At 49.4% G+C, this 18,266-nt stretch carries 22 protein-coding genes; 10 read left to right on the forward strand and 12 right to left on the reverse strand.

What is annotated here, in order from left to right:
• The first annotated feature begins 254 nt into the window (after positions 1-254).
• On the forward strand, positions 255-668 hold the full coding sequence (paaI, locus tag AF_RS11415; protein WP_081423284.1) for a hydroxyphenylacetyl-CoA thioesterase PaaI: 414 nt from the start codon (positions 255-257) through the stop codon (positions 666-668).
• On the opposite strand, the gene hisH is transcribed toward paaI, so the two are convergent.
• The gene (gene hisH / locus AF_RS11420) at positions 658-1,251 is read right to left on the reverse strand and encodes an imidazole glycerol phosphate synthase subunit HisH (protein WP_010879754.1); all 594 of its coding nucleotides are present in this window, start codon (positions 1,249-1,251) and stop codon (positions 658-660) included. The genes paaI and hisH overlap by 11 nt on opposite strands.
• Before the next feature lie 48 nt (positions 1,252-1,299).
• On the opposite strand from hisH, the gene AF_RS11425 reads away from it, so the two are divergent.
• On the forward strand, positions 1,300-2,088 hold the full coding sequence (locus AF_RS11425; RefSeq protein ID WP_010879755.1) for an MBL fold metallo-hydrolase: 789 nt from the start codon (positions 1,300-1,302) through the stop codon (positions 2,086-2,088).
• Here AF_RS11425 and AF_RS11430 read toward each other — a convergent pair.
• On the reverse strand, positions 2,054-2,578 hold the full coding sequence (locus AF_RS11430; protein WP_010879756.1) for a nitroreductase family protein: 525 nt from the start codon (positions 2,576-2,578) through the stop codon (positions 2,054-2,056). The two genes, AF_RS11425 and AF_RS11430, sit on opposite strands and share 35 nt — an antisense overlap.
• Positions 2,579-2,626: 48 nt before the next feature.
• On the opposite strand from AF_RS11430, the gene AF_RS11435 reads away from it, so the two are divergent.
• Positions 2,627-3,343 (forward strand): acetoacetate decarboxylase family protein, encoded by a 717-nt coding sequence (locus tag AF_RS11435; protein WP_048064549.1) that lies wholly within the window; start codon positions 2,627-2,629, stop codon positions 3,341-3,343.
• Here the strand turns inward: AF_RS11435 and AF_RS11440 are convergent.
• Both AF_RS11440 and AF_RS11445 read right to left on the reverse strand, forming a co-directional pair.
• A complete protein-coding gene (locus AF_RS11440; RefSeq protein ID WP_010879758.1) occupies positions 3,337-4,101 on the reverse strand; it encodes an Mrp/NBP35 family ATP-binding protein in 765 nt (254 codons plus the stop codon). The two genes, AF_RS11435 and AF_RS11440, sit on opposite strands and share 7 nt — an antisense overlap.
• A gap of 80 nt (positions 4,102-4,181) precedes the next feature.
• On the reverse strand, positions 4,182-4,589 hold the full coding sequence (locus AF_RS11445) for a hypothetical protein (RefSeq protein ID WP_010879759.1): 408 nt from the start codon (positions 4,587-4,589) through the stop codon (positions 4,182-4,184).
• Between the two features lie 177 nt (positions 4,590-4,766).
• Here AF_RS11445 and AF_RS11450 point away from each other — a divergent pair, with 177 nt between their 5' ends.
• The 3 genes from AF_RS11450 (at position 4,767) to AF_RS13780 (ending at position 8,408) form a co-directional block, all read left to right on the forward strand.
• A complete protein-coding gene (locus AF_RS11450; RefSeq protein ID WP_010879760.1) occupies positions 4,767-5,534 on the forward strand; it encodes a helix-turn-helix transcriptional regulator in 768 nt (255 codons plus the stop codon).
• An 87-nt stretch (positions 5,535-5,621) separates the two neighbouring features.
• On the forward strand, positions 5,622-6,344 hold the full coding sequence (locus AF_RS11455; protein ID WP_010879761.1) for an NAD(P)/FAD-dependent oxidoreductase: 723 nt from the start codon (positions 5,622-5,624) through the stop codon (positions 6,342-6,344).
• An 87-nt stretch (positions 6,345-6,431) separates the two neighbouring features.
• Positions 6,432-8,408, forward strand: coding sequence for a 3-hydroxyacyl-CoA dehydrogenase/enoyl-CoA hydratase family protein (locus tag AF_RS13780; protein WP_048064774.1), 1,977 nt, complete (start codon positions 6,432-6,434; stop codon positions 8,406-8,408).
• A 345-nt stretch (positions 8,409-8,753) separates the two neighbouring features.
• Here the strand turns inward: AF_RS13780 and AF_RS11465 are convergent, their stop codons facing one another.
• From AF_RS11465 to udg, 3 genes are all read right to left on the reverse strand, one after another.
• Complete coding sequence (locus AF_RS11465) at positions 8,754-9,971, reverse strand: acyl-CoA dehydrogenase family protein (protein ID WP_209435118.1); 1,218 nt, start codon at positions 9,969-9,971, stop codon at positions 8,754-8,756.
• 81 nt (positions 9,972-10,052) lie between these two features.
• Entirely contained in the window at positions 10,053-10,940 is an 888-nt protein-coding gene (locus tag AF_RS11470; protein WP_010879765.1) for a nucleoside recognition domain-containing protein, read from the reverse strand.
• Positions 10,937-11,536, reverse strand: a complete 600-nt coding sequence (udg, locus tag AF_RS11475) for a type-4 uracil-DNA glycosylase (RefSeq protein WP_010879766.1) — start codon at positions 11,534-11,536, stop codon at positions 10,937-10,939. The genes AF_RS11470 and udg overlap by 4 nt, the downstream gene beginning before the upstream one ends.
• Positions 11,537-11,585: 49 nt before the next feature.
• Here udg and amrS point away from each other — a divergent pair, with 49 nt between their 5' ends.
• The 4 genes from amrS to AF_RS11495 all read left to right on the forward strand — a co-directional run bounded on the left by amrS (position 11,586) and on the right by AF_RS11495 (position 15,041).
• The gene (gene amrS / locus AF_RS11480) at positions 11,586-12,578 is read left to right on the forward strand and encodes an AmmeMemoRadiSam system radical SAM enzyme (protein WP_010879767.1); all 993 of its coding nucleotides are present in this window, start codon (positions 11,586-11,588) and stop codon (positions 12,576-12,578) included.
• Positions 12,533-12,829 carry a TIGR00304 family membrane protein gene (locus tag AF_RS11485; protein ID WP_143274478.1) on the forward strand — a complete coding sequence of 99 codons (297 nt, stop codon included), beginning with the start codon at positions 12,533-12,535 and terminating at the stop codon, positions 12,827-12,829. The genes amrS and AF_RS11485 overlap by 46 nt, the downstream gene beginning before the upstream one ends.
• A 1-nt stretch (position 12,830) precedes the next feature.
• Complete coding sequence (locus AF_RS11490; RefSeq protein WP_010879769.1) at positions 12,831-13,133, forward strand: TIGR00304 family membrane protein; 303 nt, start codon at positions 12,831-12,833, stop codon at positions 13,131-13,133.
• 66 nt (positions 13,134-13,199) lie between these two features.
• Positions 13,200-15,041, forward strand: coding sequence for an aldehyde ferredoxin oxidoreductase family protein (locus AF_RS11495; protein WP_010879770.1), 1,842 nt, complete (start codon positions 13,200-13,202; stop codon positions 15,039-15,041).
• A 4-nt stretch (positions 15,042-15,045) separates the two neighbouring features.
• On the opposite strand, the gene AF_RS11500 is transcribed toward AF_RS11495, so the two are convergent.
• The 5 genes from AF_RS11500 to AF_RS11520 form a co-directional block, all read right to left on the reverse strand.
• Positions 15,046-15,840: a DNA-directed RNA polymerase subunit D gene (locus AF_RS11500; RefSeq protein ID WP_010879771.1), complete on the reverse strand. Its 795-nt coding sequence runs from the start codon at positions 15,838-15,840 to the stop codon at positions 15,046-15,048.
• A complete protein-coding gene (locus tag AF_RS11505; protein WP_010879772.1) occupies positions 15,840-16,241 on the reverse strand; it encodes a 30S ribosomal protein S11 in 402 nt (133 codons plus the stop codon). The genes AF_RS11500 and AF_RS11505 overlap by 1 nt, the downstream gene beginning before the upstream one ends.
• Positions 16,241-16,759, reverse strand: coding sequence for a 30S ribosomal protein S4 (gene rpsD, locus AF_RS11510; protein ID WP_010879773.1), 519 nt, complete (start codon positions 16,757-16,759; stop codon positions 16,241-16,243). Before rpsD ends, AF_RS11505 begins: the two co-directional genes overlap by 1 nt.
• Before the next feature lie 5 nt (positions 16,760-16,764).
• The gene (locus AF_RS11515; protein WP_010879774.1) at positions 16,765-17,205 is read right to left on the reverse strand and encodes a 30S ribosomal protein S13; all 441 of its coding nucleotides are present in this window, start codon (positions 17,203-17,205) and stop codon (positions 16,765-16,767) included.
• A 104-nt stretch (positions 17,206-17,309) separates the two neighbouring features.
• Positions 17,310-18,263, reverse strand: a complete 954-nt coding sequence (locus AF_RS11520) for a polyprenyl synthetase family protein (protein WP_048064551.1) — start codon at positions 18,261-18,263, stop codon at positions 17,310-17,312.
• Between the last annotated feature and the right edge of the window lie 3 nt (positions 18,264-18,266).

Below are 18,266 nucleotides of genomic sequence, written 5' to 3' on the forward strand. Positions count from 1 at the left end.
AAGTAACAAACAAAACAGTACATTATTTAACAAGCGATTTCTTCTTCAGCCGAGAATGCCCAGTTGAAGCGCAAGTAGCCCAAGCGCAACAACTGAAAGCATTACCACATCCTTTACTTCAACCACCGCTTTCATATTCTAATCTAGACCTCTGACTATTTAAATCTTTTCATTTTTATATTATTACAATAGTAATCATCATAATGAGGTGTTCCGTCACTAAGTTTTTTTGCTCCACTGCTAAAAAGTCGCAGATGGTGGAACGGGTTAAAGATTACATGTACAAAAACGACAAACTCTTCGAGCTTCTCGATGCGAGGATTCTGGAGATGAAAGAGGGGTACGCGAAGGTTGAAATGGTCGTAAAAAAGGAGCATCTGAACGCTGCCAACGTCTGCCACGGGGGCATTATTTTCTCCCTCGCCGACCTGGCATTTGCACTGGCAAGCAACAGCCATGGAAAGCTCGCTCTTGCCATTGAAGTCAGCATAACATACATGAAAGCTGCCTATGAAGGTGAGAAGCTCGTTGCTGAGGCTAAGGAGGTGAACCTCGGAAACAAAACTGCAACGTACTTGATGGAGGTCAAAAATTCAGCAAATAAGCTAATAGCCCTCGCGAAGGGTACGGTTTACAGAGTCAACGAAGACTTTCCGCCTACCTCTTAACGATGTTCACGAAGTTCTCCAGAATTCTCAGCCCTACCTTTCCGCTCTTCTCGGGATGGAACTGAAAGCCGATGTAATTTTCCCTCTCAACTCCTGACGGAAAGTCAATTCCGTAGTCAGTTTTGGAGATTACAAACTCATCGTCGGTTTGCATGTAGTAGGAGTGCACGAAGTAGACGAACTCGCCGCTCTCAACACCGTCCAGAATTTCTGCTTCTCTCGTTATCTTTAAAGTGTTCCAGCCCATGTGCGGCACCTTTCCAACGCTGGGAGGGAACCTTACAACTCTCCCCGGAATGTAATCCAACCCCCTGTAAACACCACCTTCCGTGCTTTCTGTGGCGAAAAGCTGCATTCCAAGACAAATACCGAGTATTGGGACTTCAAGAGAGTCGATAACGTCCCTGATTAGATTTAACTTTTCGATTGCTGACTTAAACGCACCAACGCCCGGAAAAACAACTCCCGATGCACACTTTATTTTTTCCGGGTCGCTGGTAACAGACACTTTCGCCCCCACAGTCTCCAGCGCCTTTGAAATGCTCTTTAAGTTGCCCACACCATAGTTGACTATTGCAATCATCGCAAGGGCTTGAGAAAAAGGATTAATTAAGGTTGTTCTACTCGACCCATGTACAGAATCATCGAAGCCCCAAACTCTGGCAAGTATCCCTTCAGCCACAGTTTGCTGATTGGAAAAAGCTGCATTATTGACACAGGCTCCGGAGAAGCTCTTGCTCCGCTCAGGGTTGATTGCGTCCTCAACACACACTGGCATGAGGACCACATAGCGATGAACAGCATAGGGCGAAAGGTTCTCGCACACCCTCTCGACGCAGAGGCGATTGAAAGCTACGAGGAGTTCAGGAGAAGGTACGGTATCGGTGATTCGGTCAGACTTTTCATAAACTTCGAATTCGGACAGGTTGATGATGTTTTTGAGGATGGGGAGCAGCTGGAATTTGAGGGGGTAAGCGTTGAAGTGATACACACTCCCGGGCACTCAGCAGGCCACTGCTGCTTTGTTATCAACAACGAAGCGGTATTTCTGGGTGATATAGACCTCACGAGCTTTGGACCGTGGTACGGCTGCTTGGATTGCGATGTTGACGATTTCGTTAGGTCTGTAAAGAAGATGATGAGGGAAGTCGAAAGAAGAGATATAGAGATCGCGATCCCCTCCCACGGAAGGCCCGTTTACGGCAAGGAGGAAATAATCGGTGCGATGCGGGAATACCTCAAAAAAATTTTTGAGAGGGATAAGGCCATTAGAGAACTCGTGAGGTTAGGTGTTGATCCGGTCGGAAAAGGAATAATTTACCGGAAAATACCTGAGCCAAGAGAGATTTACCTGCACTTCGAAAAAATTATGGTGGAGAAGCACCTCACCACTTCTCTCGATGAATTCTGTCTGGATTGAACCTGTCATCGGCCTCGTAAAAGTCCTTTTCATCTTTGGGGTAGCCGAGGGAGACGACGCTGAAAACCACTATGTTTTCCGGAATGCCGAGCAGTTCCCTCAGAGCTTTCATTCTCTCCTCTCTCGGATAAACTCCAAGCCATACGGAGCCTATGCCAAGGCACCTTGCTGCCAGCAGAATGTTCTCCGTTGCCGCACTGCAGTCCTGAACCCACATATCGTAGGGGTACTTTGAAAGCTTCGGGTCAGCGCAAACCACTATTGCCGCACTGGCGTTGGGCAGCATCTGACCGAAGGTGAAAGCTTCGCTCATTTTCTTCAGCATCTCCCTGTCTCTCACTACTATGAAGTGCCAGGGCTGCTCGTTTCCCGCAGAGGGCGCGAGCATCGCGGCCTTGAGGATTTTCTCAATATCTTCATCGCTTATCTGCCTGTCTGAGTAAACTCTGATGCTCCTCCTGGTGTATATCATCTTAAGGCATTCTTCCATGATGGTAGGTGTGGCCAAAGTTAATAATACTTTCAGAAAATTGTGAGCATGGCGTGGACAACACCCTACTCGAAATCCGGAAGGTCGGCTCTCGTGCCTGCTGGGCCGTGGAGCTACGGTATGGAGGCCATATCCGTCCATGCGATGCTTAGCGGCTTTGAGGAGTTGCTGCCGGAAAACATGGAAAGTGAGGGGGAGGGGTATGTTTACTTTGCCGAAATCATCTCGCAAAGTCCGAACTTTCCCGAGCTCAACTACGAAGCTCCGGGACTGGTTCAGTACAGAGAGCTTGCCATATTCCTGAAGGTGAAATATGGCGGGAGAGTCCTCGCCTACTGCCCCTTTATGTACGTTGACAACGATGTCTCACTGCTGAGAGGCTTTGTTGCCGGATTTCCAAAAAAGCTTGCTGTCATTGACATTACAAGGGAGCATCCTCTGCTTGAGCAGAAAAAATTCGGGGGAGTTGCGATGAGGGGCGGTTACGGCCTTGCAAAGATGGTGGTTGAGCCGATGGAGGAGGTCGAGTCCAATCCGCTTGACAGCTTTGGAAGCTGGATGCTCTACAGGTTTGCCGAACCTATGGGTGTAAAGGAGTTCGTGGAGATAGTTCCTGAGGTTAGCTACGCGAAAATCGAGAGAGGAAACGCAGAGCTGAAGCTTTACAGTGGGATAAACGACGAGTTGCCTGTTGTAAAGGAAATTCTTGGGGGTTACAGGTTCTCGGCCTTGCTCAAAATCAGGGAAATCAAAAAAGTTCAGTAGGGGAAGAACTCGAACCAGTCCGGTTCGTATTCCTCCACTCTGCCCAAATCAGAGAGCTTCAGCAAATCAGAGTCGATTGGAATTTCGGTAATAAACTCTATTTTATACTTTCTGGCCAGTTCCGATGCTTTACCTTCGCCAAAGAGGTACGTCCTCTCGCCGCAGTTGGGACACTCGAAGTAGGCCATGTTCTCCACAATCCCCAGCACAGCCGTTTTCGTCTGCTCAGCCATCGTTATCGCCTTTTCAACCACCGCTGCGGTCAGCTCCTGAGGAGTTGAGACTATAACCGCCCCGTTTGGCTTCGCATCCTGCATTACTGTGAGAGGCGCATCTCCCGTTCCCGGCGGAAGGTCAATCAGCAAATAGTCAAGCTCCCCCCAGGCAACTCTGCCGAGGAACTCCCTGATCATACCAGCAATCAAGGGCCCTCTCCAGATTACCGGCGTTTCCCGCTTGGGCAGAAGGAACTGGATGGACATTACCTTTATCCCAAGCCTTTGCGTCAGAACTGGCTCAAGGCCCTCGTCGCTCACGGCTACCTTTCCCTTCTCAAGACCAAAGAGGTGGGGAATGCTCGGGCCAAGAAAGTCGGCATCGAGAATTCCAACCTTCTTTCCCTGCTTGGCGTAATGCACAGCCAGCAAAGCTGTGACGGTTGATTTACCCACACCACCCTTACCGCTCATCACGGCAATTCTAAAACCTATTTTGTCGAGCCTCTCTTTGATATCCTCATCAGTAACTCTCTTCTGCATAAAAACAAAAGTGAAAACTCGCTTTTTAAATTCATGTGTTTGTAAACTTCTTGCAGACCTCCCTATCGCAAAGCTCCGGATTAGAGGGAGGGGAAGAGGATGTAAACCGGAACGGCCCAGCAGGCTGAATTTCTGCAGAACTTGCTTACGCTGATTTCGGAGCAGCTGCTTTCGAGGTATATCCTGTAACTTGAATCCTCAACCTCGTAGGCCATCAGGAAGTCCTCCTCTTTTCCGATAATCTTGACGAGGACAAAAACCTTATTCTCCTGACGCTGCCTGCAGACCGCTACAACACCGTCGTCTATAAGTATGAGCTCCCCCTTCATCTTGTCGAAATCCACAAACTTGATGTGGCTCAAAAACTTTTTAGACTTCTTATCGCTGAAAATTTCGGCGATATCCTCCTTTGTTAAAATCACGGGTTCAAAAACCACTCGCGACTCGGCAGTACCTCCCAGGTTGCAAATGCCGATTGCAGGTTCCATGTTGAGAAGTTGATGGTGGCATATAAAAAATTTTTTTATTTGTTTTGATTAAAATTTAATATCTCAGGTAATTTTTTAACTTCTGCAGTTAATTGTTAACTTGAAAGGTAAATTTTTGACTTTAATGGTTAAACAAAAAAGAAAAAGGTTAAAACTTAGTCAACCCAATTTGACAGCATGGATACCTTTGAAGCTCTCGCATGTTCGGGGCAAAGGAAAGAGATTTTAAATATTCTTTCAATCTCTCCGAAATCTATCAAGGAAATTAGCGAGCTAACGGGGATATCACCTCCCTTAGTTTCAAGACATTTGAAAAAGCTCGGTGAGCTGGGACTGGTTGAGAAAGACAACACCCGATACATTCTGACGGATAAGGGTTACTTCGTGCACCTCGCCCTTGAGAAGTTCAGAAGAATAGTGAGGGTGCTGGATAAAGATCCTGAGTTCTGGGAGATTCACGATTTCAGCGGCATTCCCGACGAATTCAAGCTGAGGATTGACGAGATTGGGGATTATGAGATACTGAGGAGTGACAAGGATGAGGTGCTCAAGCACTACAGGGTGTTCTCCTCCATATACACTGAATCCGAAATAGTCAGGTTGGCTTCGGCCGTTTTCTTCCCCTCCCACCCGAAGATGTTCGCCGAGATAGCGGCAAAAGCCGATGTTGAGGTGATAATACCTTTGAAAGCTTTGAACACGCTTAAAAGCAAGTACAAGGAAGAATTGAAGCAGTATCTGGCTAATGGAGGTAAAATTTACAGAAACGATGACGTCAGGCTGACGGTTATTGTTACAGAAAGGGCATTATGCATGGGCTTCTTTCTTCGAGACGGAAAGTACGACACGGAAAGCGGACTGCTGAGCTTCGACGATACTGCGATTAGGTGGGGGTTTGACCTGTACAATTACTTCAAAAAGAGCGCCTTACCGGTTGAATACTGAGTGCTGTCAATTATCATAGAGACATAATCGTTTTAATGCAGAGATGTCGTAGTATATGTAGAAAGCAGTTGCTGGAAGTGAAAGGGTATGGTAGCAATAGACTACGTGGTAATCGGTGCAGGTTATGCGGGATTGATGTGCGCCGAAGCCCTTATGGATAAGGGATTCAAGACTCTCGTATTTGACATGAGAGAAAGCGGAGGAGAAATCGTCGTATTCTCCAAGCTGGAGGAGTTCAGGTCGAAGTATGAAAAGTACATTGAAAAGATCGAGGAAATAAGAAAAGACATCCCGGTGGATATAGGGACTGTTATCAAATCTAAGCCTGTTATTATCAACTCAGGAAACGGTTTGAAGAGATACGAAGCGAGAAGAGTTATATTAGCCACAGGAGCCACTGACACCGCTCCCGTCAAGCTGAACGTTTTGAGCAAGAAGATTGAAGGTATTTACACGCTTGAAAACGCCTTAAGAGAGATTTCCGAGAACAACAAAATAGGCGAAAAAGTGCTGATTGCAGCCAAGGATGACGTGATAGTTAAGCTCGCCGAATCTCAGCTAAGCGATCTTGGCTATGACGTGGAAATCAGCGAGCTCACGAACGATATTCAGGTAATAGGGAAGGAGAGGGTCGAGGGTGTGGAAATTTCTGGCGTGAGATACAGCTGCGACACTCTTGTCGTTTACGGGGGAAGGAACCCCTTCAACCCCCTCAAGCTGAGGGGCACTCCGGTTGGCAACGTTGTAACATGCACATATGACTATTCCAAAGTTGAGGAGAATGTAAAGAACTTTCTTGCAAAAATTTAGAACTTTTTTACACCATAAGTTCAAGGATAACGAATAAAATGGAAAAACTTAATACATGTGCCACGGAGAGTGAAGCAGGTGATTAATATGGATGTAAGGGAGAGAATAAAAACCGTTGCAGTTCTCGGTGCCGGGCTGATGGGACACGGAATTGCTGAAGTCTGCGCGATGGCGGGCTACAACGTGACAATGAGGGACATCAAGCAGGAGTTTGTTGACAGAGGAATGAACATGATAAAGGAGAGCCTTGCGAAGCTCGAGCAGAAGGGCAAAATAAAGAGCGCCGAAGAAGTCCTTTCCAGAATAAAGCCAACAGTAGATCTGGAGGAGGCTGTTAAGGATGCCGACTTGGTTATAGAGGCAGTTCCAGAAGTGGTTGAAATCAAGAAGCAGGTCTGGGAGGAGGTTGACAAGCTGGCAAAGCCGGACTGCATCTTCACCTCCAACACCTCAACAATGAGAATAACCATGCTCGCAGACTTCACCTCAAGGCCGGAGAAGTTTGCAGGCCTGCACTTCTTCAACCCGCCAGTCTTGATGAGGCTGGTTGAGGTTATAAGGGGAGAGAAGACCAGCGACGAGGTAATGGATTTGCTTGTTGAGTTCGTGAAGAGCATTGGTAAGACGCCTGTGAGAGTGGAGAAGGACGTGCCAGGGTTCATAGTCAACAGAGTGCAGGCTCCCGCGAGCGTTCTGCTGATGGCCATCCTCGAGAAGGGCATAGCGACACCTGAGGAAGTTGACGCCACCGTAAGAAGGCTCGGACTTCCGATGGGGCCCTTCGAGCTTGTTGACTACACGGGAGTTGACATCCTCTACAACGCCCTGAAGTACTACGCCCAGACAATAAGCCCCGACTACGAGCCGCCAAAGTTCCTGGAGGAGATGGTGAAAGCGAACAAGCTCGGAAGAAAGACCGGACAGGGATTCTACGACTGGAGCAAGGGCAGACCGCAAATCGACTCGAGCAAGGCAACAGACAAAATCAACCCGATGGACTTCACCTTTGTCGAAATCAATGAAGCCGTAAAGCTCGTCGAAATGGGTGTTGCCACACCCCAGGACATAGACACGGCGATAAAGCTCGGCCTCAACAGACCCTTCGGCCCCTTTGAGCTGGCGAAGCAGTTTGGAGCGGAGCAGATTGCGAAGAGGCTCGAGGAGCTTGCAAAGCAGTTCGGAAAGAAGATTTTCGAGCCAGCAAAGACTCTGAAGGAGGGGAAACTTGAGGAACTGTTGAAGGCGGGAAAGGCTGAGGCTGAGGAGAAAAAAGAGGACGAGTTCAAGACCATCAAGATTGAAAAGCTCGATGGAGGGATAACGAAGCTCGTGCTGAACAGACCTGACAGGCTAAACACGATCTCCCCAGAAGTTCTGGATGAGATCGATAGGGCGATTACGCAGCTATGGAACGATAAAGACACGAGGGTCATCGTCATCACAGGTGCTGGAGACAGAGCCTTCTCCGCAGGAGCAGACCTTGGAGGGAGCATCATAACGCACCCCTTCGACTTCCTTGAGCACAACAGGAAGGGAGAGAGAGTTTTCACAAGGCTAAGGGAGATTCCGAAACCAGTCATTGCAGCAATAAACGGCTACGCCCTTGGTGGTGGTTTGGAGATTGCGATGAACTGCGACATTAGGCTGGCTAAGAAGTCTGCTGTTCTCGGCCTTCCAGAGGTTGGGCTGGGCATACTGCCCGGCTGGAGCGGAACTCAGAGATTGGTGAAGCTCGTTGGCATAAGCAGGGCAATGCAGCTTGCCTTAACCGGAGAGAGAATCACCGCAGAGGAGGCAGAGAGATGGGGGCTGGTTAACAAAGTCTTTGATGACGACAAGTTCGAGGAGGAGGTAATGAACTACGCCAAGAACATCGCAGAGCGCTGCGCCCCGATTTCGATGGCCCTCATCAAGAGGCTCATCAACAAGGGCGGAGAGGTGCCGATGGACATCGGCCTTGAGTGGGAGTGCACTGCAGCAGGTCTGCTTTTCGCAACAGAGGACATGAGAGAGGGAATCTCAGCCTTCCTGAGGAAGGACAAGCCCCAGTTCAAGGGGCGCTAACCTTTTATTTTTAAATTTTCGCTAAGCTCAAGCATCCTTTCAGCAAGCTTGTCCGAAATTCTGAAGGGGTCCCTGTATGTATTAAGCTCTGATATCACACTGTCAAACTGCTTTAGCACATCCAGATTTGTAGTCAAAAGTTTCTCCCATGCTTTCCAGCTCCCACCTGCTAAGCTCGAATTTAGTGTACATGTATGAGGCAACGCTTTTCATTTCCATATAATGCCACCAGTAGGAGAGAGCAAAGGTTAAGGATACGGCTACCAGGAGGGCTAGTAAGCACTTGCGCATATAACCTTGTGGAGTATTTAAAAAGTTTAAAAAACATCCTTGATCGGAAAAATTTTAAGTGTAGGCTGAGAACCCTTTTCCGAGCAACTCTCTTCCCACTATGAGCTTCTGAATCTCCGTTGTGCCGTCTGGGATCGTCATCACCCTCGCATCTCTGAAGTAGCGCTCCAGCGGATACTCATCGCTCAACCCAAGCCCGCCGTGAATCTGAATGGCGTTGTAGGTAACCTCCACACAACCCTCGCACGCGTAGCCCTTTGCCAGAGAGGACATGTATCTCGCCTTTGGGTCTCCTTTCTGAATCATGTAGAGAGCCTTATAGCCCAGCAACCTTGATGATTCGGTGATTGCAGCCATCTTGTAGAGCATGTCCTGAATAAGCTGGAACTTTCCTATTGGCTTTCCAAAGGCCTTTCTCTGTCTTGCATAGGCAATTGATGCGTCGAGCGCGGCTTGAGAAATACCGGTTGCCATCAAAGCCATTCCGGAGCGCATAAGGCAGAACACCGCGCTCAGCGGAGACATGTAGGCGTAGAGCTTCGAGATTGATGCCGCTATGGGCAATGCCTCAACCATGCCTCCCGAACTGAGAGCTTTCTGAATCATTACGCTCAAAGCGTTGTCTTTTGGAACCCTGCAGTTTCTCAGATAAATCTCCCCTGTCGGCGCTGCTCTCCATCCGAGCTTGTGGAGTTCGCTAGTCTCGAAGGGGGAGTTCACCTGGTCAACGAGGAACATGTCCTGCATTCTCATCTCCCTGTTTGTTGCAACAACTAAAGCAACATCAGCAACTGTTGCGTTGCTTATCCAGGTTTTTGTTCCGTTCAGAACCCACTCATCACCGTCAAGCTCTGCTGTAGTTTTCAGCTTGGTCGTGTCGCTACCCGCTTCAGGCTCCGTCGCTGCAAGACAACCTATTAGCTGGTTTTTCTCCAGCTTTGGCATCATGGCATCCTTTGTCTGGTCTGAGGCGAGGTTCACGAAAACAACGGGGAATGACATGCCGAGAACAACATTCAGGCTCGCCCAGACCCTGCTTATCTCCTCGCTTGCGATTCCGTAGTAGAATGGGTCTTCGAAGTAAACGGAGAGGCTTTCAGGATCGTAGCCGATGCCGAGCTTCCTGAACTTAGCGAAGAACTCAAGAACCTCTCCCTTCGACAAAGGACCTTTCCTGTCCCTCTCGTCCGCGATCGGCTCAACTTCCTTCGCCAGAAATTCCCTCAAGCTGTCTCTAAAGAGCCTGTGCTCCTGACTCAACTCCATCTCCATTTTATCACCGGAACACACAATACAAAAGATTTTATTAATTTTACGCTATTTTTTGTGAAAGATTGTTATGGTGATAATGTTTCAAACGAGTAGCAGTAGAACTACAAAAAATATATCGAGAATTAGCGTTACAATGGAATTTAGTAGAACAATTTTTACACCAAACCCGCCAAAAAGGGAGAGGTGCATCGGGAGCGAGTGCTTGACCGACCTCGTTGAGAAGCTAATGACGTTTCCGAGAATCAGCCCGATAACCGCCCACTTCCACTCCAAGCCCGCATCAATGAAGCTCGCTGCTGTGACAACTGCGGAGCGTATGTTGAAGAACTCAACGATGGCAATTGTGACAGCCTCCGCCCTAAAGGGCAGAAACTTCAGGGATTCGGCCATAAGGTCGAACACACCAAGCTGGGAGAGCAAGGAGACTATGAAGTATGTTGCAGCCATAACTGCGCCTATTCTAACCACGTTCTGGGAAACAGAGAGGGGACTTAGCTCTGGAGCGCTCGTATCGCTGTTTTTCCGGCTTCTCGACAAAAGCAATCCTATGAGCGATTTAATCGCAGCAACCGCAAATCTCACTGCGGTGTAAACCACTCCGGCAAATCCCAGAACTGGGATAACGAAGGGGATGAAGTAAGCGTACAGGTGGCTGAAAACGCTTGGAAAGGAGTTTAGAAAGGATATGGCAATGACCTCTCTATCATCAACCTTTTTCTCCCTCCAAGCCTGGGAGAGCATTGAGTAGCTTGCTGTCGGGCTGACGAAGCAGGTGGCGAAGCTTATCACCGCGAACTCGCTCACGCCGAATTTTCTTAAAGCTGGCTGGAGGAAAAGGGCGAATCTCTCAAGGTATCCCTTCTTTATAGAGTAGCTCACCGCGTAAATGGCTATTACGACGACAGGAAGGCTTTTGATTAGGAATGCTGCTGTGGAGTAAGCTGCCTTGCCGACGGCGGATTCAATCATAGGTAATCAAAGAGCGTGGGCTGCTTTTTTCCGCACAGCTCGCCGATCTTCTTGAAGTCGCTCTCGTACTCCTCCCTTAGCTGAGGTCGGTAGAGAACGGCTGCGGGATGGTAAATTGCGATAACCTTCACCTTTTTGCCCCACCTCTCCACCTCGTAAACCTTGCCCTTTACTCTGGAAATCGTCGTGAATTCGAGGTCGAAAAGGTTGAAGATGAACTGAGCCGCAAACCGCCCGAGACAGACGATTACGTTCGGTCTGATTGCTTCAAGCTGCCTCACAAGGTAATCTCCGCACTTTTCAACCTCCTCCGGAGTTGGGTCGCGGTTGTTGGGGGGTCGGCACTTGAGCACGTTGGTTATGTAAACGTCCTCCCTCCTCAAGCCGATTGAAGCCAGCATCTCCGTCAGAAGCTTTCCGGCAGCACCGACAAACGGCTCCCCCTTTAAGTCCTCATCTCTGCCGGGAGCTTCTCCCACAAAAACGATTTCGGCCTTCTCATTTCCCACTCCAGGAACGTAGTTCGTTTTCGTTTTGTGGAGGTCGCATTTCCTGCAGCTCATGATTTCCCGGACTATGTCGTCCAGAGACTCCATCGCTCTAATGTTTAAGGCAAATTAAAATAGTTTGCTGATAAGAAGTTTTGTGGAGGCATCCCTTTACAGTAGAGTTGGGGACAAAGTGGTTTGCCAGCTATGCTGGAGATTCTGCAAGCTGGGGGATGGAGAGGAGGGACACTGCAGGGTGAGGAGAAACGAAGGGGGGAAAATTTTTACCACAACCTACGGCAAACTCAGCCACCTCGAAAGCAGACCGATCGAGATTAAGCCGTTCTTTCACTTCCTCCCCGGCTCCACCAGCATGACCTTCTCGACGTACTCGTGCAACTTTGACTGCCCCTGGTGCCAGAACTGGAGCATTTCCAAAGCAACCCCTCCGGAAGCGCTGAGGGAGACGAGCCCCGAAGAGGTGGTTGATTTGGCGCTGATTATGGGGGATAAAAGTACCTGCGCAAGCCTGAACGAGCCGACCCTGCTTTACGAATACCTTCTTGACGTTTTCAGGCTTGCAAGGGAGAAGGGGCTGAAGAACACGATGGTCAGCAACGGCTACATGTCGATTTTAGCGTTGAAAAATTTGAAAAATGCTGGACTTGATGCTATAAACATTGACGTAAAGGGGGATGAGAGGGTTTACAGGGATTACTGCAATGCAGAAGTTGAGTATGTTTGGAGGGTGATCGAGAAAGCCACCAAACTGGGAATACATGTAGAGGTCGTTTGCCTGCTCGTCTCCAACGTGGTGGATGAGGAGGTGGTTAGGGAAATCGTTCGGGAGCACCTGAGGAGAGCTGGTAGCAGCATTCCAATCCACTTCACGCGCTATTTCCCCGCATACAGGTTCACAGCACCTCCGACGAGGATTGAGTTCCTGGAGTGGGCGGTGAAGCATGCGTATAAGGAGGGAGCCGAGTTCGCGTACATCGGCAACGTCCCGGGGCACAGGTTTGAGAACACACACTGTCCCGACTGTGGGGAGCTTTTAATAAGAAGGTATTCCTTCTCCACTGTCGATAACAGAATTCGGAGCGGATGCTGCCCCAAGTGCGGGAGGGAGATTTACGGAGTTTGGGTTTGAGGGAGCAAACAAAATTTATTCATTCAGGTATAGAGATAACCATGAACCCTTTCAAAGTTATGATAGGTTTTGCCGTGGTAATGCTCGGTCTCACCCTGCTCGCATTGAGCAGTGCTGAGAACGTGGAGTACGGAGGAGTGGTAATTATCGGTCCATTCCCCATCGTTTTCGGCTCATCACCTGACATTGCCGTTCTTATGGTATTTGTAGCTTTAATTCTAATTCTTCTGCCCCTGCTGATGAGGTGGTAGCATGCTGGCCTTGCTTTCCCTCATCATAATCCTTCTTGGGATTTATCTGATCATTTCGGGCTTAAGAGAGCCATTCTGGATCGAAGAATGGGAGGATGAGGAAGAGGATGAGAGAGAATACGAGAGAAGGAGAATCTCAGAACGCCGGAAATCGGATGAGCCAAAAAGGGAAGTGAAAGGAGGAGGGGTCGTTCTGATAGGGCCCATACCAATCGTATTCGGCGATAGCAAGTACGCCTTCCTCTCCCTCCTTCTGGCAATAATCCTGATGCTCCTCTCCATCGCCGTAATTCTCATTTCATAGCGATAAGCACAGCTGTACATATCGGAAATTATATATTTTTTCAAATCAAATGGTATTGGTGATTTTATGGCAGGAGGTTATATGGGCAAAATTTTGAAGGTGAATTTGAGCGAGGGGAGCATAAAGGAGCTCCCGATTGATGAGGAAATAGCCAGAAAATACCTTGGCGGGAAGGGATATGCAGTAAGACTTCTTTACGACTACCTCACCGAGTACGAGAGGCTCGGAATCGCCCCAGAGGACATCGACCCGCTCGGGGAGGAGAACGTTCTGATTTTCGCTACTGGCCCTGCGACGGGTGTTATAGGCTTTCCAGAACCGGGAAGGTACCACGTCATGACTCTCAGAAGCCCGCTAACCGGAGGGATTGGCTCCGCAAACAGCGGTGGCAGATTTGGACCGTACATGAAGTTTGCGGGCTACGACATGATTATTGTGGAGGGCAAAAGCGAGGAGCCCGTTTACCTCGAGGTAATTGATGGTTCTGCAGAGATAAAGTGCGCAAAGGACCTTTGGGGCAAAAACACCTTCGACACCACGAGAATTCTCACAAAGAGAGCTGGAGGAAACTGCAGCGTCGCATGCATCGGTCCCGCGGGAGAGAATCTAGTCCATATTGCCTGCATAATAAACGAAGAGCACAGAGCTGCAGGGAGAACGGGAGTTGGAGCCGTTATGGGCTCGAAGAAGCTAAAGGCGATCGTCGTCAAAGGCTCGGAGAGGCCGGAAATAGCCAAGCCCGACGAGTTCAAGGCTGCATCAAAGGAAATGCTGGACAAGATCAAGCAGAACCCGGTAACGGGAGAGGGTCTGCCGAAGTACGGAACAGCGGTGCTGGTTAACGTGATAAACAACGCCGGAGCGTTGCCCTACAAGAACTGGCAGGAGGCGTACAACGAGAAGGCGGATGAAATCAGCGGAGAAACACTGGAGGCGAAGTACCTGAGGAAGAGGGTCGCATGCTGGGGCTGCAGCATAGGGTGCGGAAGGGCGACGGAGGTTAAGACCGGTCCGTTCAAGGTCCTCAACACTGAAGGGCCTGAGTACGAGTCAATTTGGGCTCTCGGTAACGATACTGCAGTGATAAACCTTGAGGCGGTTATCAAGGCCAACCACTTCTGCGACGAGCTTGGCATAGACACAATCTCAATGGGTTCAACAATTGCCTGTGCGATGGAGCTTTACGAGAAGGGCTACATAAAGGACGAGGACCTTCAGGGACTCGATTTGTCCTTCGGCAGCGATGCGGCGATGGTTGAGGCTGTGTGGAGAACTGCGTACAAGACTGGTATAGGGAAGTACCTGGCTTTGGGCAGCAAAAGGTTGGCAGAGATCTTCGGCGCACCTGAGCTTTCGATGAGCGTTAAGGGACTTGAGATGCCTGCCTACGACCCAAGAGGCATAAAGGGCATAGGACTGAACTACGCAACCGCAAACAGAGGAGGTTGCCACGTTACCGGCTACACGGTCTCGCCGGAAATTGTGGGGCTGCCTGAGAAAATCGACCCACTCACCTACGAAGGAAAGGCCGCATGGGTTAAGGCCTTCCAGGACTTCACCTGTGTGGTGAACTCCGCGGTGAACTGCCTCTTCACGACCTTCGCTCTCGGTGCAGAGGACTATGCGGTGCTGCTCTCCCACATCACAGGATGGGATTTGAACGCTGACGAGATAATGAAAATTGGAGAGAGAATTTACAACCTCGAGAGAGTTATACTCAACAAGTACGGCTTCGACGGCAAGGATGACACACTTCCGAAGCGCTTGCTAACCGAACCGCTTAAGGAGGGGCCAGCCAAGGGACAGGTCGTTGAGCTGGACAGGATGAAGGAGGAGTACTATCAGCTAAGAGGCTGGGAGAACGGAGTTCCGACAAAAGAGAAATTGAAGGAGCTGGACATCCCCTAATTTTTTACTGGATCTCTTCAATTATTTTGTTCATTTCCTCGGCCTTGCTTCTCAGGATTTCGAGGGCTTTTTTCATAACTTCCCTGACCGGCAGCGCACCCGTTCCCTCAACCGTGAAAAGGAAGTTGTTCGTTTCGTTCACGCTGATGGCGTTCATCTCACAGACCTCTACGCACTCCCCGCACATCGAGCAGGCCATAACATTCTTAACTCTGACCTTATCTCCATCCTTCTCGAAAACGTTTCTCGGGCAGGCTTCGATGCAGTCTCCACAACCGTTGCAGTTCTCGTTAACAACAATTTCCGGTATTATCTTGTAAACGCACACAGAGACGGGCTGGAACTTTGCGTGCTCTCTCCCCGTGCCCAGCCTCGCAACAGCCTCAAGCATCAACTGCTGACCCTCAAAAAGCTCCAGAACCGGGATGTTGTCTATAGCGAAAACGACATCCGGGTCATCGCTGATGAAATCTCCTGAGTAAACAACCTTTGGTCCCTCGACGTTAAGCCTGAAGGATATCTGGCAGTTGGGACACCCCTCTCCACCGCAAGAGCATTCGCTCTGCATGTTGAACCTGTCGAGGTAGGTTTTTATGGGAAGCATCGCCAGTCTGTGAGCTATAACCTCGTCGTAGAAGTAGCTTGAGTTGAGGTAGATGTCAACGTAATCAACTGCCATTGCCGGAACTTCTGCCTTCATCGCTCTTCTGAAGGAGTTTGCAAGCGCTGGAGAAGCGTTTTTCAAAATAAATTTAATTTTAAAATCCTTTTCTTCCAGAATTTCAATTTCTGGCATCATCAGACTCTCCTGCCTCTCTTACCTCCCGGAGGTCTCGTTCCGTCGTGCGGAATTGGCGTAACGTCTTCAATTCTTCCTATCTTAAGCCCTGCCCTTGCAAGGGCTCTTATCGCCGCCTGCGCCCCAGGGCCGGGAGTTGTGTGCTTGTTTCCTCCCGGAGCCCTAACCTTTATGTGCACACCGTCAATTCCCTTTTCCTTCGCTATCGCTGCAGCCCTAAGTGCCGCCTGCATTGCGGTGTAAGGGTTGCCCTCATCTCTGTCGGCCTTGACGATCATTCCGCCGCTTACTCTTGCAATTATCTCCGCTCCGGTTATGTCTGTAATCGTGATAATCGTGTTGTTGTATGACGAGTAGATGTGAGCTATCCCCCACCTTCCTCCCTTCTTCTTCTCGGCCATCAGACCACCTCAGTCTTTGCAAGAGGAGAATTCCTGTAGAAGGAAATTTTGCTCTCAAGCTCTTTGGTTACGATAAAGCTTGGAGAGGTGACTCTCCTTCCGTCAACAGCGATGTGACCGTGAGTTATGAACTGCCTCGCCTGCTTTATGGTCCTTGCCAGGCCCTGCCTGTAAACCATCGTCTGAAGCCTCCTCTCAAGGAAGTCCTCAACGCTGAGGTTCAGGATGTCGTCGAGAGTTGCGTTTTCAGGCAGTATGCCCATCTTGTTAAGCTTCTTGATGACCGTCTGGGCTTTTGCCTTTGCAATCTCACCTTCCTTGCCCGGAAGCCCAATTTCAGCGAGGAGGTCTCGGGCAACTCTCCTGTACTTCCTCAGAATATTCTGGAATCTCCAGAGCTCTCTCTTGTTCCTGAGACCGTATTTTATCACCAGCTGCATCTCCTTCTCAAGTCTGGCCTTATCCCAGGGATGAGTTGGAGTTGTGTACTTCTTTCTGTGTCGCTTTGGATCGCCCATCTAAATCACCTCTTCCTCCTAACAACACCGACTGTTCTGCCCTTCCTTCCAGTTGACCTCGTTCTCTGACCTCTGACCTTCTTGCCCCTCGCATGCCTGACGCCGCGATAGGCCTTCATCTTAATCAGTCTCTCTATGTCCAGCATTCTGGCGAAGTCAACATCCTTCGACAGAAGGTGAAGGTCCTGGCCGGAGTAGGGGTCCTTTCTTCTGTTCAGTAGCCACGACGGGAGCGATTCGATTTCCTCCTCAACAAATTTCTTAACCTTCTCGATCGTCTCGTCGTCGAGCTCTCCGAGCTTCGCCCTTCCGTCCACTCCGAGCTCGTTGACTATACATCTCGCCGCTCTGAGCCCAATCCCCTTTATCCCTGTGAGAGCGAACATGAGACTCTTGTTCCCGTCCAGATCCGTATCGGCAATTCTCACGATATGCTTGAACGTCATAACATCACCGTCTAAGAGGAAGCAAGCCTGTAAGGATATTTAAAGGTTATGTGCCCCCCTTCAATTGAGGATTATTCCAATTTTAGCATTTAATTCGCCGCTCTTCACTTTTTTCTTGTAACCAAGAAGTCGGTAAGTTCCAGCAGTGTTTCCTTGGCTTTGCTTTCAGGCAGAACTTCGAGCTTTCTTTTCGCCTCTTCAGCCATCTTTCTTGCCATGCTGGCAGCGTAATCAATCGCACCACACTCTCTTAACTTTTCGATATCATCTCTAATCTCAGAGACGTCCGCCTTTTCCTTTCCAAACGTCTTTAGCTTCACTCCCTTTTCGAACGCCTTTATGACAATCAGGGTTTTCTTCCCTTTAAGCAGGTCGCTTCCCCAGTCCTTTCCGGTCTCCTCAGTCAGGTCAAGCAGGTCGTCCTGGATCTGGAAGCCAATACCGCTAAGAACTCCGTAGTCCCACAGCGCCTTTACAATTTCCTCGCTCTCCCCAAAAAGCACCGCAGGTAATGCTGCAGAAGCTGCAATCAGCACTCCGGTCTTCAGCTCGACCATCCTGAGATACTCCTCCTCGGAAACGCTCTCCTTTTTCTCAAAGCTCATGTCGTAGTACTGCCCCTCGCATATTTTTATGCAAACGTCCGAAAGCATTTCTGTAGCTTTTCTGATTCCCTCGCTCTCAACATCGCACTTTGTCAGCAGCTTGAAGGCTTCAGCAAAGAGTGTGTCGCCTGCTAAAATGGCCGTCGCTTCCCCATAAACCCTGTGTACCGTCGGAACTCCCCTCCTCATCTCGTCCCTGTCCATTATGTCGTCATGCACGAGGGTGAAGTTGTGGATTGTTTCAATGCTGACAGCAGCCGGGATAATCTTTCTGTAGTCTTTCCCAAGGGCTTCGACTGCTAAGAGGCTTATTACAGGCCTTAGCCTCTTGCCACCTGCTTTGATCAGATGCCTTGCGGCTTTGTAGAGTCCAATCGGCTCCCTTTCGGGCAGAAGCTCTTCAATGGCTTTGTTGATTATTTCGGCCCTTTTCGCTATTTCCTCCTTCAGCATGGC

The sequence above is a fragment of the Archaeoglobus fulgidus DSM 4304 genome, from assembly GCF_000008665.1.
Lineage (GTDB): Archaea > Halobacteriota > Archaeoglobi > Archaeoglobales > Archaeoglobaceae > Archaeoglobus > Archaeoglobus fulgidus.